Below are 15,480 nucleotides of genomic sequence, written 5' to 3' on the forward strand. Positions count from 1 at the left end.
GGGCGTCGACGTCGGCCGCTCCGGGGCCTCGCCGTCGGCCGGCCGCTCGGCCGGTGGTGTCGACCGCGGCGAGGTCTCGTCGGTGGCGTCGGCCACCGGCTTCCCCTCGTCGGCGGTGCGGGTACGGATGTCGGGCCCCGGGGCGGTCATGGCGCCGTAGTGTACGCAAGCCGGGCGGCGGCTCCGGGGCAGGCTCGCCCACCGACGCGGGCCGCGGGGCCGGACCCGCGGACACGTTCGGTTAGGGTTGTGCCCCGTGTCCCGTTCCACGCCGCTGGTCGGCGGGCTCCCCGTCCGGACCGGGACGTCCGGTCCCCGGGGGTGGCGCCGACCACCGTCGCGAACCGCCCGCGCCCGCGATCGTCGTCCGGGTCCGGGTGGGGCACTACTATTCCTAGGGCCCGCGGGCACCGACCCGGCCACGAGGCCGGGGGCGAGGTGGCCGTCGCCCCGAGCCGGGCGACGCCCGGTCCGCACCGGAGATCCGTCGCAGATCACGAGGAGTCACGTGTGAAGGTCGTCAGCATCGTCGGCGCCCGACCGCAGTTGGTGAAGCTGGCGCCCATCGCGGCGGCCTTCGCCGAGGACGGGTGCGAGCACGTGATCGTGCACACCGGCCAGCACTACGACGCCGACCTGTCCGACGTCTTCTTCTCCGGCCTCGGCATCCCCGACCCGGACGTGCACCTGGGGATCGGCTCCGGCAGCCACGGCGTCCAGACCGGCAACACGCTGGCCGCGCTCGACCCGGTGCTGGCCGCCGAGCGCCCGGACTGGGTCCTGGTCTACGGCGACACCAACTCGACCCTGGCCGGCACGCTGTCCGCGGTCAAGCAGCACCTGCGGGTGGCCCACCTGGAGGCCGGCCTGCGCTCGTTCAACCGGCGGATGCCGGAGGAGCACAACCGGGTGCTCACCGACCACGCCGCCGACCTGCTGCTCGCCCCCACCGAGGAGGCCGTCCGGCACCTGGCCACCGAGGGCCTGGCCGCCCGGACCGAACTGGTCGGCGACGTCATGGTCGACGTCTGCCTGCGGGTCCGCGACGACGTCGCCCGCGGCGGGCAGCCCCGGCCGGCACTGCCCGACGGGATCGACCCCGACGCGCCGTACCTGCTGGCCACGCTGCACCGCGCGGAGAACACCGACGACCCGCAGCGGCTGGCCACGCTCCTCGACGCGCTCGCCGGCCTGCCGGTGCCGGTCGCGCTGCTGGCCCACCCCCGGCTGGTGGCCCGGGCCGAGCAGCACGGGCTGAAGCTGACCCGGGGCGCGCTGCACGCCGGCCGCCCGCTGCCGTACGCCGCCATGGTCGCCGCGGTGGTCGGCTCCGTCGGTGTGGTCACCGACTCCGGTGGCCTGCAGAAGGAGGCCTACCTCCTGGACCGCCCGTGCACCACGCTGCGCACCGAGACGGAGTGGGTCGAGACGCTGGCCGACGGCTGGAACGTGCTCGTCCCGGACCCGCGCGAGCTGGGCGAGCGGTGGGCCGCCACGGCGACCCGGCCCGCGCCGCAGGCGCCCCGGGGACTCCCGTACGGCGACGGCCGCGCGGCCCGGCGGGTCGCCGAGACGCTGCGACGGCACCTGGCATGACGACGCGCCCCCTCCTCACGATCGGCTGTCCGCGATGAGCAACCGCACCGTCCCGCTCCCCCGTTCCGGCGGCGGGAAGCGACCGCACGCCATCTACCTGGCGATCGGCTTCCCGCCGGCGGCGAAGAGCAGCGCCTACCGGCTGCGGGAGACGGCGAACCAGTTCGTCGCCCAGGGCTGGGACGTCACCGTCGTCACCATCTGCCAGCAGGCGTGGGAGCGGGAGTACGGCCTGGACCACACGCTGTCGGAGAAGGTCGACCCGCGGGTGCGGGTGGTCGAGCTGCCGCTGATCCGGGAGGACCTGGAGACCGACATCCGGGCGTTCACCGAGGAACGCTCGCTGGACCCGGCCGGCTGGATCAAGCGGCTGCGCAAGCGCGAGCAGAAGGCCTTCCCCGAGCCGGTCTTCGGCGGCTGGCGCTACGAGCTGGAGAAGGCGGTGCTGCGGCTGCACCGCGAGCACCCCGCCGACCTGCTGCTCGCCTCCTGCGCCCCGTACGTCAACCTGGCGGCCACCTGGAAGCTGTGGGAGGAGCACCAGGTCCCCTACGCGGTCGACTTCCGGGACGGCTGGTCGCTGGACGTGATCGGCGGTGGCGAGGCGTTCACCCGCGAGTCGGTCTCCGGCCGGTGGGAGTCCACCGTCCTGGAGCAGGCTCTGGCGGTGTGGTGCGTCAACGACCCGATCGCCGGGTTCTACCGCGAGCGCTACCCGCACCTGGCGGACCGGGTGCACGTGGTCCGCAACGGCTACGACGAGGACAGCCTCCCCGACATCTCCGGCCGGTCGCCCGACCCGGCGGCCGGGCTGACCTTCGGCTACCTCGGTTCGGTCAACTTCAGTCCGGCGTTCCTGGAGTCGGTGCTGGACGCCTGGCGCATCGCGCGCCGGGACGACCCGCTGCTGGCCCGCTCCCGCTTCGAGGTGCGCGGGCACATCGGCGCCGGCGCGGCGCGCGAGGCCAACCGGCACATGGACCTGCTCAAGGAGGCCGCCGTCGACGGGGTCAGCTTCGGCGGCCCGGTGCCCAAGGCGGAGCTGGCCGCGACGTACGGCTCCTGGGACGCGCTGGTGCTGATGCTGGTCGGCGGCCGCTACGTCACCTCCGGCAAGGTGTACGAGTTCATGGCCAGCGGCCTGCCCGTGCTCTCCGCCCACGACGTCGACCACGACGCCAGCAACGTGCTCGCCGGTCACCCGCTCTGGACCGGGGCGGTCGGGCTCGACCCGCACCGGCTCGCGCACTCCTTCACCGAGGCGGCCCGGCTGGCCGTGAAGGCGACCGACGCCGACCGGGCGGCCGCCCGCGACCTGGCCCGCCGCTTCGCCCGGCCGGCCGTGCTCGCCCCGGCGGTCCACCAGCTCACCGAACTCGTCCGGCCGACCGGCGCCGGCCCGGCCGCCCCGGCCACCACCTCCGCGACGGGAGACGTCCGACCGTGACCACCGTGCTCATCGTGGCCGCCGCCGCGCCGAAGCAGCCGGCCGTGCTGATCGAGGCGCTGGAGCGCTTCCGCAGCCGGGGCGCCCGCGTCACCGTGGCCTGCTTCTTCGACGCGGCGGACCTGCCGATCGACCCGGCGCTGGCGGAGGTGCGTTCGTTCGTCGTACCGGCCGAGAAGCGGGACGCCCGACTGCGCCGCGCGCTCGGCCGGGCCGAGGCCAACCGCAAGCTGTGGCTGCACGCCCAGCGCCACGCCTGGCTGCGGCAGCGCTACCGCGCCGCCGACCTGCTGGTGGCGCTCGACCCCCGGTCGGTGCACACCGTCTGGGAGATGGCCCAGCGCAACACCCGGGCCGGCGCCCACTACGGTCTCGTGCCGGCCCAGCGGGCCCTCGACGCGCCCCGCACCGAGCCGGTCGGCAAGCGGCTTGAGCGGCAGATGACCGCGGTGGCCGGCATCGGCACCCGGGGTGCCAAGCGGGCCGCGGTGGAGACCGTGCGCACGACCGTGCAGAAGGCGACCGGCCAGCGGATCATGGGCAACCCGGCGGGCGCCTGGTTCTGGTCCCGCGCGGTGGCCGCGCCCCGGGTGCCGGACCGGCTGCGCAGCAAGCTCGCGGTGCGGTTGCACGACAGCGCGGTCAAGGCCGGCCGGCCGGCGGTCGCCGCCCGTACCGCCTCGGCCGCGGTCAGCCGGATCAGCAGCGCCGCCACCCGGGCGGACGTGCTGACCAAGGCCGCACAGGCCGAGCTGGCCCTCGGGCACGTGCCGTCCGGCCTGCACGAGGCGATCCGCGCCCAGCTGGCGCTGGCCGACGCCCGGCTGGCCAAGGACCCGAAGAAGGCCGCCGCGGCGGTGTCGCGGGCGTGGAGCCTGGCGTCGAACCGGGTGCTGCACTTCGACCGGCTCTCCTCGCCGATGAGCGACGACCCGGGCGCGTTCCTGGCCCCGTTCCGGGACAGCGCGGCGGCGCGGAAGCTGTCCGAGCCCCGGGGCCGGCTCGCGCCGGCCGCCCCCGCGCCGACCGACCGGCCGCTGCGGCTGCTGGTCACCACGCTGATCAACGACAACTTCCTCCAGGAGATCCTGGAGCGCTACCGGGCGATGCCGAACGTCGAGGTCCGCTTCCTGGACCTCTACGAGGACCCGGCGACCAGGCCGCTGGCGCTCAGCGGCAGCACCGTGATGGAGCACCTGCTGGGCGCCGAGTCGTCCTACGGCGCCAAGATCGAGGAGTGGCTGCGACCGCACCTGGACTGGGCGGACACGGTCTTCGTCGACTGGTGCCAGGCCACCGCCGCGCTGTTCACGCTGCACGACCCGGGGACGGCCAGGATCATCGTCCGGCTGCACAGCTTCGAGGCGTTCAACTTCTGGCCGCACCTGGTGGACTTCTCCCGGGTCGACGACGTCGTGTTCGTCTCCGAGCACCTGAAGGACCTGTCCACCGCCGTGCTGCCGCAGCTCGCCGGTGCGGCGGCGCCCCGGCTGTGGGTGGTCGACAACGCGATGGACCTCCAGCGCTATCCCCGGGCCAAGCCGGCCGACGCCCGGTTCACCCTGGGCCTGGTCGGGTTCAGCTCGGTGGCCAAGGACCCACGCTGGGCGATCGACGTGCTGCGGAAGCTGCGGGAGCACGACGAGCGCTACAACCTGACGCTCATCGGCAGCAACTTCAACAACCGGACCAGCAAGCCGGCCAAGGACTACGGCCGGCTGCTGGCCAAGGACCTGGCCGAGCTGGAGCCGCTCGGCGCGGTCCGGCGCTACGGGCAGACCGACGACGTGCCGGCGGCGCTCCAGGAGGTCGGCGTCATCCTCAGCACCTCGGTGCGGGAGAGCTTCCACTGCGGCCTGGTGGAGGGCGCGGCCAGCGGCGCGGTGCCGGTGGTGCGGGACTGGCCCTTCTTCGCCGGCAAGCCGCACGGTGCCCGTACCCTCTTCCCCGCCGACTGGATGGTCGGTTCCCCGGCCGAGGCGGCGGAGCGGATCCTGGCCGTCACCGCCACCGAGCAGGCGTGGGCGGAGGCCGGCCGGGCGGCCTCGGAGCACGTGCTGAAGACCTGGGACTGGAGCGTCACCCGGGCCGACTACGACCGGCTGCTGCTGGGCGACTGAGCACCGCGAACACGACGAGGGGCCCGGCCGGATCGGTCGGGCCCCTCGTCGGCTGTGCGTCGGGTCAGCGCACCGGCACGGTGGCCCGCTGCTCCGGCACGACGGGCGTGCCGGCTCCGGTCGTCACCGGCGCGACCGGTCCGGGGTGGTTCGGCAGCAGCCGGGTGTAGACCTCGTCCATCACCCGGGCCTGCGCCTCCCAGGTCCACTGCTCCAACACGCCCGGCCGGTCGTACGCGGCCCGGTACTTCTCCGGGTCGGCCAGCACCGTCCGCACCGCCCGCACGTAGTCGTCCAGGTCCTCGGCCCGGAAGACCTCCCCGTGCCCGGTGGCCCGGGTCGCCTCGGCCATGGTCCGCACGTCGCTGACCACCATCGGCAGTCCGCCGTGCGCGTACTCGAAGAACTTGGTGATCAGGGCGATCTCGTGGTTCGGCTTGTGGTGGATCGGGATGACGCCCAGATCCGCCGGGGCGACGAACGCGGAGACCTGCCAGTGCGGCACGTACGGCAGCAGGTGCAGGCGGTCGGCCACGCCCAGCTCGGCGGCGAGTTCCTCCAGCTCGTACATGATCGGGGCCTTGCCGTTGGGGTGCACCGACACCAGCGCGACGTGCGCCTCGGGGAGCCGGGTGAGCGCCCGGACCATGATGTCCACGCCCCGCGACGGGTTGATGCCGCCGCAGTAGACCAGCAGCGGGGTGGCCGCGTCGATCCCGCACATCGCCCGGATGTCGGGCACCGGGGTGGCCCGCTGCTCCGCGGTGAGCGCCCGCGGCGGGGCGTTCAGCACCACGGCCGGCTGCTCGGGCAGGTCGTGGGTGGTACGCAGCAGGTCGGCCAGGGTCGACGAGACGGTGACGACCGCGTCGGCGTACGGCGCGTGCTCGCGCACGTAGGCCACCTGGGCGGGCAGCCACCGCAGGTTGGTGGGCCGGCCGATGATGCCGGGGACGAACTCGTGCGCGTCCCAGAGCAGCTTCACGTCCCGGCCCCCGGCCCGCGCCCGCATGACCGCCCGCGCGCCCACCCCGAGCATCCGGAAGTCGTGCGCGTGGATCAGGTCCGGCCGCAGCTCGTCCACCACCGGGGCGAAGGCCAGCTCGAAGTCCCACAGCTCCGGGTCGAGGCGGCGCCAGGCCCGGTCCCCGTGCACGCGCTGCCAGAAGCGCAGCGCCGCCCGGTCGATCCGGGAGTTCGGGTCCTGCTGGCTCTCCTGGAGCCGCCGCAGCTCGGCGGTGCGGAGCTTGACCCACTTGAAGGCGGCCTTGTTGACCAGGTAGGGCGCGGCCAGCCGGGCCTTGCCGGCCAGTTCGGCCCAGCGCGGAGCGCCGGCCTCCCGGTTCACCTTGATCTCGGAGAGCCGGAAGTTGAGGTCGTCGCGCCGGGCCTTGAGCTTGTTCAGCCGCCGCTTGGCGTCCGGTCCCGGCTTGTACGCCAGCGGGCGGCGCAGCAGCGCGCGCCGGTGGGCGACCGGGTGGGTCAGTCGCCGGGGCATCCGGATCAGGCGTACCTCGGCGTCCCCGATGCGCCAGCTGTCCTCGGTGGCGGCGCCCTTGAGGATGCCGACCAGGATCACCTCCCAGCCGGCCTCGGCGGCCGACCGGGCCGCCTTCTGCACCCGGGAGTCGCCGTGGACCCCGTTGTCGACCAGCATCACCACCCGTCCCCGGGTCGGTCGGGCATCGCTACGTGGGACAGCTTGCATCGGGTGCTTCTCCTCGTTGACGGGGTGTGGCGCGGGCGGTCGGCGGGTCACCGGAGGAAGGCGTCGAAGACCTCGGCGGTCCGCCGGCCGTCGTGGTGGTCACGGACGTACCGCAGGCCCTCCGCGGCGAGGGTGACCGCGGCGGGCCGGTCGTCGAGCAGCGACTCGATGGTCTTGACCAGCGTGCTGGGCGTGGCGTTGGCGATCGGCGGCCGGACCCCGGCCACCCGGTGCGGCCCCTCGCTGAGGTATGCCACCACGACCTTGCCGGCGGCCATGCCCTCGCAGGAGAACGTGCCGTAGCTGCCCATCACCAGTTGGTCGACCACGATGTCGCAGTCCTGCACCAGGCGGCGCATCTCGCGGTGCGGCAGACCCTCCACCAGGCGCAGTTCGATGATCCGTCGGTCGTGCAGCTCCTGCAACTGGGGCAGGAGGCGGTCGGTGCCCTTGGTCCACCTGTTGGACGGGGCGTGCAGCACCACCGGTCGGGCCCGCTCCATCACCTGCCGGTCGCAGGCCCAGCCGTCCACGTCGACGACGAGCGGCGCCCAGGTGGCGAACGGCACGTCGTCCAGCAGGTCGGGCGTGGTGACGAAGAGCGGCAGGCCGCTCTCCTCGGCGGTGCGCCGGTTGCGCTCGCAGACCGTGGTGAGCCGCTCCCGCAGCTCCTCCGGGGCGTCCCGGAAGGCGGACTCGGCGTGCCGTTCCAGGTGGGCGCCCGGGTGCCGGATCTCGCTGCCGTGGGCGAGCAGGGCGACCTTGATCCGGGCTCGACGCAGCGCGGGCAGGTCCCCCGCGACGTCGTCGCCGTTGAGCCGGCCGAGCACCGGACGGAACGCGTCCACGATCAGGTGGGTGTACCAGCCGAGCACCCGGCGGGCCTGCGCCATCTGCACGTCGAGCCGGTGTTCGGCGGGGAAGTGCAGGTAACGGTCGGCCGGGTACCGGTAGGTGGCCGGCGGCTTGGCCACCACCAGTTCGATGCCGACGTCGGGGCGCGCGGCACTGATCGCCGCCGCCAGGGCGGAGAGCTGCCCGGCGTAGTTCGCCGTGCCGAGGCCGAGCCGGACCGGACCGGCGCCCAGCGCCCGCCAGGCGCCGGGGGTGCCGGCCTCGACCGGTGCGACACCCGGCTCCGCCGGTGCGTCCGGCTCGGCCGACTCGGCCGGGGTCTCGGTCCCACGCTGCCAGGCCCGCTCTACCGCCTTGGCGAAGGAGGGCACCGAGCCGGGGGCGTAGAAGTCGCCGACGTGGTGCGGGGCCAGGTGGTCGCGGACCACCCGGTTGTCCGGCGCGACGATCCGCAGCCCGGCCGCCAGGTAGACGTCGAGCGACGCCAGGCCGCCCTCGGGGTCGAACCCGAACACGGCGACGTCGGCCGAAGCCAGGAACCCGGGCGTCACCGCCCGGGGACGGGGCACCTCGTGCACCCGGCGCCGGGCCTTGCCGGCCCGGCCGACGAGTTCCCGCACCGCGGCCCGCTCCGCCTCCGCGCAGACCAGCGCGAGGTGGAACTCGGGCAACCGGGCCAGGGCGCGGACCACACCGTCCAGCGCCCGGTCACCCGCGATCCCGCCGGCGTGCACCAGCAGGGGCGTACCGGCGGGAAGCTCACACAGCTCCCGTACCGAAGGGGTCTGGAAGGGCCGGGCGCCGGCGGCGGCCCGGCGGAGCGCGATGCGCCACCGCCGGGGGATCCGCCGCCGCACCGCCGAGACCGTCCGCCGCACCGGCGCCGGGCTCATCGCAGTGCCGGCTCCGCGTCGCTGCCACTGGCCGCGACGGACACGACCTTGCCGTCGGAGGCCGACTCCAGCAGCGCCGCCGCCACCTGCACGGTACGCAGGCCCTGTCGCAGGGTGACGATGTCGCTCTGCTTGCCCTCCACCGCGTCCCGGAAGCGCTCGTGCTCGACCAGCAGCGGCTCCCGCTTCGGGATGGCGTAGCGGACCATGTCGCCCTCGGCCACGCCGCGGAACGCGCGCAGCGCCTCCCACTCGGTGTCGATGGCGGCGTTGGCGTAGAAGGTGAGGTCCGCGGTGAGCGTGTCGGCGATGAAGCAACCCTTGTCACCGGTGACCACGGTGGACCGCTCCTTGAGCGGGCTCAGCCAGTTGACCAGGTGGTTGACCATCGTGCCGTCGGAGAGCTGACCGACCACGGCGACCATGTCCTCGTGCAGCCGGCCGCTGCGCGAGACGGTGCGGGCGGCGACCGAGGTGTAGTCCCGGCCGGTCACCCACGCGGTCAGGTCGATGTCGTGGGTGGCCAGGTCCATCACCACGCCGACGTCGGCGATGCGGTGCGGGAACGGGCCCTGGCGGCGGGTGACCACCTGGAAGACCTCGCCCAGCTCGCCGGCCTCCAGCCGGGTCCGCAGGCTCTGCAACGCCGGGTTGTAGCGCTCGATGTGACCGACGCCGGCGACCAGCCCGGCGGTCTCGAACGCCTCCACCAGCTTGGTGGCCGCCTCGACCGACTGGGCCAGCGGCTTCTCGATCAGCGCGCACACGCCGTTGGCGGCCAGCTCCAGGCCGATCGACTCGTGCAGCGCGGTCGGGCAGGCGACCACCGCGTAGTCGACGCCCAGCGCCAGCAGGTCGCTCAGCTCGGGTACGACCGGCGCGCGCAGCGTGCCGGTGACGTCGCCGGCCGGGTCGACCACGCCGACCAGCTCGACGCCGTCGAGGTTGGACAGCACGCGGGCGTGGTTGCGGCCCATCGCGCCGAGGCCGATCAGACCGGCCCGCAGCTTGCGCCCCCCGCTCATCGGGCACCGCCCGCGAGGTTCGCGCCGTCGGCGATCCGCTCCAGCTCGGCCTGGGTCAGCGACGGGTGCACCGGCAGCGAGACCACCTCGGCGGCGGCCCGCTCGGTCTCCGGCAGGTCCCACGGGCCCGGCGTACCGGCCTCGGTGAGGTAGGGCTTGAGCCGGTGGATCGGGGTCGGGTAGTAGACCGCGTTGCCGATGCCCAGCTCGGTGAGGCGGGCCTGGGCGGCGTCCCGGTCGCCCTGCACCCGCACCGTGTACTGGTGGTAGACGTGCTTCGCACCGTCGGCGACCGGCGGGGTGACCATGCCGGTGATCGCCGAGTCGAGGAACTTGGCGTTGGCGCGCCGCTGCTCGGTCCAGCCGGCGAGCTGGCCGAGCTGCACCCGGCCGATGGCGGCGGCGACGTCGGTCATCCGCATGTTGGCGCCGACGATCTCGTTGGCGTACCGCTGCTCCATGCCCTGGTTGCGCAGCAGCCGCAGGGTACGGGCGAGGTCCGCGTCGGCGGTGGTGATCATGCCGCCCTCGAGGGAGTGCATGTTCTTGGTCGGGTAGAAGCTGAAGCAGCCGGCGGTGCCGAAGGCACCGACCGGGGTGCCGTTCAGCTCGGCGCCGTGCGCCTGGGCGGCGTCCTCGACGACGGCCAGGCCGTGCTGCTGTGCGATCGCCATGATCCGGTCCATCGCGGCCGGGTGACCGTAGAGGTGCACCGGCATGATGGCGACGGTCTTCGGGGTGATCGCGGCGGCGACCGCCTCCGGGTCGACGCAGAAGCTGCCCGGCTCGATGTCCACGAAGACCGGCTCGGCGCCGACCAGCCGGACCGCGTTGCCGCTGGCGGCGAAGGAGAACGAGGGCACGATGACCTCGTCGCCCGGGCCGAAGCCGAGCGCCATCAGCGTGAGCTGCAGGGCCGAGGTGCCGGAGTTGACGGCGACGCAGTGCCGGCCGGCGACCAGGTCACCGAACTCCTCCTCGAACGCCGCGACCTCCGGGCCCTGCACGACCCGGCCGCTCCGCAGCACCCGGACAGCCGCCTCGATCTCGGCCTCGCCGATGATCGGTCGTGCTGGGGGAATGAACTCTGGATGCGGCCCGACCATGGGGCTTCCTCCTGTCGACGCGTGACTCATGTGGGGGACGTTGGGGGATGGTAGCGGTTTGCGATGAAAACCGGTTGATCGCGGCCATTGTCCGGCCGGATGTCGTGCGCTGTTCATGATCGACGGGCGCTCCCGTCGGCGGGCGCCGGGGTCACACTTCCACCCCGTCGCGGACAGGCCCCACGCATGCTACCCGCAGCGCGGCGACGATCGCGGCGGCCATGCGCGGCACCTCCGTGGGCTCCAGCGGGGCCCGGGAGATCGCCATCCGCCAGTAGACCGGGCCGACGATGAGGTCGACCGCGACCCGCCGGTCGGTGTCCGGGGACAGCTCGCCGCGCTCCACCGCCCGACCGATCAGGATCCGCCCCACGGCCTGCTGGTAGTCGTCCAGCGCGGCCTGGAGCTTCTCGGCGATCTGCGGGTTGCGGGCCGCCTCGGCCAGCAGGTCCGGGATGATCTGCGCGGCCAGCCGGTGACGCAGCGCACGCGCCATCACGTGCAGCAGGATCTCCAGGTCACCGAGCAGGCTGCCGGTGTCCAGCAGCGGGATGTTCCGGCCCGCCACCGCCGAGACCATGTCCAGCACCAGGTCGAGCTTGGAACGCCAGCGGCGGTAGATGGCAGTCTTGCTCACACCGGCCCGGCGGGCCACCGCCTCGATGGAGAGGCGGCCGTAGCCGACCTCGGCCAACTCCTGCATCACCGCGGCGCGGATGGCACTGGTGATCTCCCCGCGCAGCACCGCCGCGCCGGCCGGGGCACGCCTCTTCTCGGTCGTCACGTGGGACAATGTAGCGCAACGACGGTACGGTTGCGTCCCGACGTTCGGTGGACTACCTTCCATGCAGCAGCGAGGGGGCTCCTCCCGCCCGGCCACGCTGGATGTCTTCACCGCAATGCTCCCCATCAGCACGAAAGATCGGAGCGCCTGATCATGGCCAACACCGCGGTGGCCGACCCCGAATCCGGACTGACCCGGGCCCAACTGGCCCAGCGGTACGGGCTCCGGGTGGCCGGGGAACGACCCTCCCTGGGCGAGTACGCCCGCCGGTTGTGGGCGTACCGGCACTTCATGACCGCGTACTCGCGGGCGAAGGTCGCCTCCTCGCTGAGCAACACCCAGCTCGGCCAGCTCTGGCAGGTGCTGACGCCGCTGACCAACGCGGCGGTCTACTTCCTGATCTTCGGCGTGATCCTGGCCCAGCACCGGAACGTGGACAACTTCATCGCGTACCTGTGCACCGGTGTGTTCATCTTCATGTTCACCCAGACCGCGGCGTCCAACGGCACCAGCGCCATCACCGGCAACCTGGGCCTGATCCGGGCGCTCCAGTTCCCCCGGGCCGCGCTGCCGATCACGGTCACCCTGGTGCAGCTCCAGCAGCTGCTCATGTCGATGGTGGTGCTGGCCGCGATCGTGCTGTTCACCGGCGAGCCGATCACGTTCCGCTGGCTGCTGCTGCCCCTGATGCTGCTGCTCCAGACGATCTTCAACGTCGGGCTGAGCATGGTCATGGCCCGCCTCGGCTCCAAGGTCACCGACCTCAAGCAGATCATGCCGTTCGTCATGCGCACCTGGCTGTACGCCTCCGGCGTGCTCTACCCGGTGGCGCTGCTGCGCGAGCACCTGCCCGGTTGGGCGGCCAGCATCCTGGAGTGGAACCCGCCGCTGGTCTTCATCGAGCTGGCCCGCTACGCGCTGCTCGACTCGCACCAGGCCAACCTGGTGAGTTCCCCGATGCGACTCTGGGCGCTCGGCCTGTTCTGGGCGGTCGTCATGGGCGTCGGCGGGTTCGTCTACTTCTGGCGTGGAGAGAAGGAGTACGGCCGTGGCTGAGCAGACCCTGCCGCTGAACGCCGGCCCGGTGACCGACTCGGGCCGCGTACCCACCGTGGTGGTGGACGACGTGCACGTGATCTACCGGATCCACAAGGGCGCGACCGGCGGCACCTCCCCGGTCACCGCACTCAAGCGGATCGTCTCCCGCTCCAAGGCCCCGAACATCCGCGAGGTGCACGCGGTCAAGGGCGTCAGCTTCACCGCGTACGAGGGTGAGGCGATCGGCCTGATCGGCAGCAACGGCTCCGGCAAGTCGACCCTGCTGCGGGCCATCGCCGGCCTGCTCCCGCCGGCCCGCGGCGCGGTCTACACCCAGGGCCAGCCATCCCTGCTCGGCGTGAACGCCGCGCTGCTCAACGACCTCTCCGGTGAGCGCAACGTGGTGCTCGGCTGCCTGGCCATGGGCATGCACCCGGACGAGGTCAAGCGGATCGCGCCGGAGATCATCGAGTTCTCCGGGATCAACGAGCGGGGCGACTTCGCCTCGCTGCCGATGCGCACCTACTCCTCCGGCATGGGCGCCCGGCTGCGCTTCGCCATCTCCTCGGCGAAGAAGCACGACGTGCTGCTCATCGACGAGGCCCTGGCCACCGGTGACCGCAAGTTCCGCGCCCGCAGCGAGCAGCGGGTCCGCGAGCTGCGCGACAGCGCCGGCACGGTCTTCCTGGTCAGCCACTCGATCGGCTCGATCCGGGACACCTGCGAGCGGACCATCTGGCTGGAGAGCGGCGTCCTGAAGATGGACGGCCCCACCAAGGAGGTCTGCGACGCGTACGAGAACCAGAAGTAGCCGGACGGAGCGCACCGCCCCGGGTTCCCGCCCGAGCGGTGCGCTCCGTCGTACGCGTTAAGGTTTTCGGATCCATCCGCCTTTCACCCAGAGTGAGGTACGGCAATGACGCAGGACCACACCACCGCACCGGACGCCGCGCCGGCGAGCCCGGCACCCTGGCGCCCCACGCGTACGGTGGCCGTGATCCTCGCCGGGGGCACCGGCACCCGCCTCGGCCTGGGCATCCCCAAGCAGCTGCTGAAGATCGCCGGCAAGCCGATCATCGAGCACACGCTCGCCGTCTTCGAGGCCGCGCCGGAGATCGACGAGATCGTCGTGTTGATGGCCACCGGCCACGTGGGCGACGCCGAGCGGATCGTCGCCGACGCCGGCTTCCGCAAGGTCACCAAGGTGATCGAGGGCGGGGAGACCCGCAACGACACCACCCGGATCGCGCTCGACGCGGTCGGCGAGGGCGACGTCAACATCCTCTTCCACGACGCGGTCCGCCCGCTGGTCAGCGCCCGGATCGTGCGCGAGTGCGTGAACGCGCTCTGGTCCTACTCCGCGGTCGACGTGGCCATCCCGTCCGCCGACACGATCATCCAGGTCGACGCGGACGACTGCATCACCGACATCCCGGTCCGGTCCCGCCTGCGCCGCGGCCAGACCCCGCAGGCGTTCCGCTCCGGCACCATCCGCGAGGCGTACCGGCGGGCCGAGGGCGACCCCGACTTCGCCGCCACCGACGACTGCGGCGTGGTGCTGCGCTACCTGCCCGGCACGCCGATCAAGGTGATCGACGGCTCGGACGAGAACATCAAGGTCACCCACCCGGTCGACGTGCACCTGGCCGACAAGCTCTTCCAGCTCGCCGCCGCCCAGGCGCCCCGGCTGACCCACGGCGCCTACGCCGAGGAGCTGACCGGCCGCACCGTTGTCGTCTTCGGCGGCAGCTACGGCATCGGCCACGACCTCACCGAACTGGCCCGCCGCTACGGCGCCCAGGTCTTCCCGTTCAGCCGCTCCAGCACCGGCACCCACGTCGAGCGCGCCGAGGACGTGGCCGCCGCGCTGAAGACCGCGTTCGAGGCGACCGGCCGGATCGACTACGTGGTGGTCACCGCCGGCATCCTGGAGAAGGGCGCGCTGGCCGAGATGGACGACGAGACGATGGACCGTCTCCTGCACGTCAACTTCGTCGGACCGGTCACCATCGCCCGGCAGTCGCTGCCCTACCTCCAGCAGACCAAGGGCCAGCTGCTGCTCTACACGTCCAGCTCCTACACCCGGGGCCGGGCCCGCTACGCGCTCTACTCGGCCACCAAGGCCGCGCTCGTCAACCTGACCCAGGCGCTCGCCGACGAGTGGGCCGAGTTCGGCGTACGGGTCAACTGCGTCAACCCGGAACGCACCGCCACCCCGATGCGGACCCGGGCGTTCGGCGAGGAGCCGGAGCACACCCTGCTCTCCTCCGAGGCGGTCGCCCAGGCCTCCCTGGACGTACTGATCTCCGAGCTGACCGGCCAGGTGGTCGACGTACGCCGGGCCCCCGGGGAGCCGGTCGCCGCCGTGCCGGCCCAGCCTGGCCCGCACCGGTCCGAACTGTCCGCCGACGCCTGAACCCGACAGGACGTGCCAGATGCGTGGTGACCTGGTTCGCAAGCTGCTCGCCCGGGTGCTGACCACCGGGCTGGCGGTGCTGGCCTTCCTCGTCGTGGCGCTCACCGGCGCCACCGGCTGGGGCCTGGCCCTGGCGGTGGCCGCGCTGGCCGCCACCGCCTGGGAGCGCCGGGTCCGGCCGTCCGCCGACGGCCTCGCCGAGACGGTGCTCGTCGCCGCCGGCATCCTGGTCGGCTATGCCCGGCGCCTCGACGACGGCTTCGACCCCGCGCTGGCGGCCACCGCGCTCGTCCTGCTCGGCCTGGTACTGCTGGTCGGGCCGCTGCGCCAGGCCGGCGCGCTGGAGATCCGGGCGGCCAACCTGCCGGTCCGCACGTGGACACCGCTTGTCGCGGCGCGGCTCGGCGAGGCCGTACTCGTGCTGCTGGCCCTGGTGGCGCTCGCCGCCGCGCTGACGCTGCCGGCCTGGCTCGCGCTGGCCGCGGCGCTGCT

General features: G+C 73.2%; 11 protein-coding genes and 1 pseudogene. 7 read left to right on the plus strand and 5 right to left on the minus strand.

Going from position 1 to position 15,480, the window contains the following annotated elements; translation table 11 throughout:
- Positions 1–510 precede the first annotated feature (510 nt).
- Genes wecB through HUW36_RS11175 form a run of 3 tightly spaced genes read left to right on the plus strand, consistent with a single transcriptional unit; the run spans position 511 to position 5,163 of the window.
- Entirely contained in the window at positions 511–1,596 is a 1,086-nt protein-coding gene (gene wecB, locus HUW36_RS11165; protein ID WP_174528080.1) for a non-hydrolyzing UDP-N-acetylglucosamine 2-epimerase, read from the plus strand.
- Between the two features lie 34 nt (positions 1,597–1,630).
- The gene (locus HUW36_RS11170; protein ID WP_246248073.1) at positions 1,631–3,043 is read left to right on the plus strand and encodes a glycosyltransferase family protein; all 1,413 of its coding nucleotides are present in this window, start codon (positions 1,631–1,633) and stop codon (positions 3,041–3,043) included.
- Entirely contained in the window at positions 3,040–5,163 is a 2,124-nt protein-coding gene (locus HUW36_RS11175) for a glycosyltransferase family 4 protein (protein ID WP_174528081.1), read from the plus strand. The genes HUW36_RS11170 and HUW36_RS11175 overlap by 4 nt, the downstream gene beginning before the upstream one ends.
- A 64-nt stretch (positions 5,164–5,227) precedes the next feature.
- Here HUW36_RS11175 and HUW36_RS11180 read toward each other — a convergent pair whose 3' ends face one another.
- The 5 genes from HUW36_RS11180 to HUW36_RS11200 form a co-directional block, all read right to left on the minus strand.
- On the minus strand, positions 5,228–6,820 hold the full coding sequence (locus HUW36_RS11180) for a glycosyltransferase (protein ID WP_174528082.1): 1,593 nt from the start codon (positions 6,818–6,820) through the stop codon (positions 5,228–5,230).
- Between the two features lie 98 nt (positions 6,821–6,918).
- A complete protein-coding gene (locus tag HUW36_RS11185; protein ID WP_174528083.1) occupies positions 6,919–8,619 on the minus strand; it encodes a glycosyltransferase family protein in 1,701 nt (566 codons plus the stop codon).
- Positions 8,616–9,644, minus strand: coding sequence for a Gfo/Idh/MocA family protein (locus HUW36_RS11190; RefSeq protein ID WP_174528084.1), 1,029 nt, complete (start codon positions 9,642–9,644; stop codon positions 8,616–8,618). The genes HUW36_RS11185 and HUW36_RS11190 overlap by 4 nt, the downstream gene beginning before the upstream one ends.
- On the minus strand, positions 9,641–10,750 hold the full coding sequence (locus HUW36_RS11195) for a DegT/DnrJ/EryC1/StrS family aminotransferase (RefSeq protein ID WP_174528085.1): 1,110 nt from the start codon (positions 10,748–10,750) through the stop codon (positions 9,641–9,643). Before HUW36_RS11195 ends, HUW36_RS11190 begins: the two co-directional genes overlap by 4 nt.
- A 151-nt stretch (positions 10,751–10,901) precedes the next feature.
- Entirely contained in the window at positions 10,902–11,534 is a 633-nt protein-coding gene (locus HUW36_RS11200) for a TetR/AcrR family transcriptional regulator (protein ID WP_091578596.1), read from the minus strand.
- A gap of 153 nt (positions 11,535–11,687) precedes the next feature.
- Here HUW36_RS11200 and HUW36_RS11205 point away from each other — a divergent pair, with 153 nt between their 5' ends.
- The 4 genes and pseudogenes from HUW36_RS11205 to HUW36_RS11220 all read left to right on the plus strand — a co-directional run.
- Entirely contained in the window at positions 11,688–12,590 is a 903-nt protein-coding gene (locus HUW36_RS11205; protein ID WP_174528086.1) for an ABC transporter permease, read from the plus strand.
- Positions 12,583–13,383: an ABC transporter ATP-binding protein gene (locus HUW36_RS11210; RefSeq protein ID WP_174528087.1), complete on the plus strand. Its 801-nt coding sequence runs from the start codon at positions 12,583–12,585 to the stop codon at positions 13,381–13,383. The genes HUW36_RS11205 and HUW36_RS11210 overlap by 8 nt, the downstream gene beginning before the upstream one ends.
- Before the next feature lie 105 nt (positions 13,384–13,488).
- A complete protein-coding gene (locus tag HUW36_RS11215) occupies positions 13,489–14,988 on the plus strand; it encodes a bifunctional cytidylyltransferase/SDR family oxidoreductase (RefSeq protein ID WP_174528088.1) in 1,500 nt (499 codons plus the stop codon).
- 19 nt (positions 14,989–15,007) lie between these two features.
- Positions 15,008–15,480: pseudogene (locus HUW36_RS11220) on the plus strand (CDP-glycerol glycerophosphotransferase family protein); the annotation flags it as partial.

This window comes from Micromonospora maritima, assembly GCF_902825405.1.
GTDB classification, from domain to species: Bacteria; Actinomycetota; Actinomycetes; order Mycobacteriales; family Micromonosporaceae; genus Micromonospora; species Micromonospora maritima.

What these genes read in the sequence shown, in the direction of transcription:
- HUW36_RS11170 (WP_246248073.1), top strand. Translation starts at nt 1,631, where the DNA reads ATGAGCAACCGCACCGTCCCGCTCCCCCGTTCCGGCGGCGGGAAGCGA.
- HUW36_RS11180 (WP_174528082.1), bottom strand. Translation starts at nt 6,820, where the DNA reads ATGCTGGTCGACAACGGGGTCCACGGCGACTCCCGGGTGCAGAAGGCG.
- HUW36_RS11185 (WP_174528083.1), bottom strand. Translation starts at nt 8,619, where the DNA reads ATGAGCCCGGCGCCGGTGCGGCGGACGGTCTCGGCGGTGCGGCGGCGG.
- HUW36_RS11190 (WP_174528084.1), bottom strand. Translation starts at nt 9,644, where the DNA reads ATGAGCGGGGGGCGCAAGCTGCGGGCCGGTCTGATCGGCCTCGGCGCG.
- HUW36_RS11195 (WP_174528085.1), bottom strand. Translation starts at nt 10,750, where the DNA reads ATGGTCGGGCCGCATCCAGAGTTCATTCCCCCAGCACGACCGATCATC.
- HUW36_RS11205 (WP_174528086.1), top strand. Translation starts at nt 11,688, where the DNA reads ATGGCCAACACCGCGGTGGCCGACCCCGAATCCGGACTGACCCGGGCC.
- HUW36_RS11215 (WP_174528088.1), top strand. Translation starts at nt 13,489, where the DNA reads ATGACGCAGGACCACACCACCGCACCGGACGCCGCGCCGGCGAGCCCG.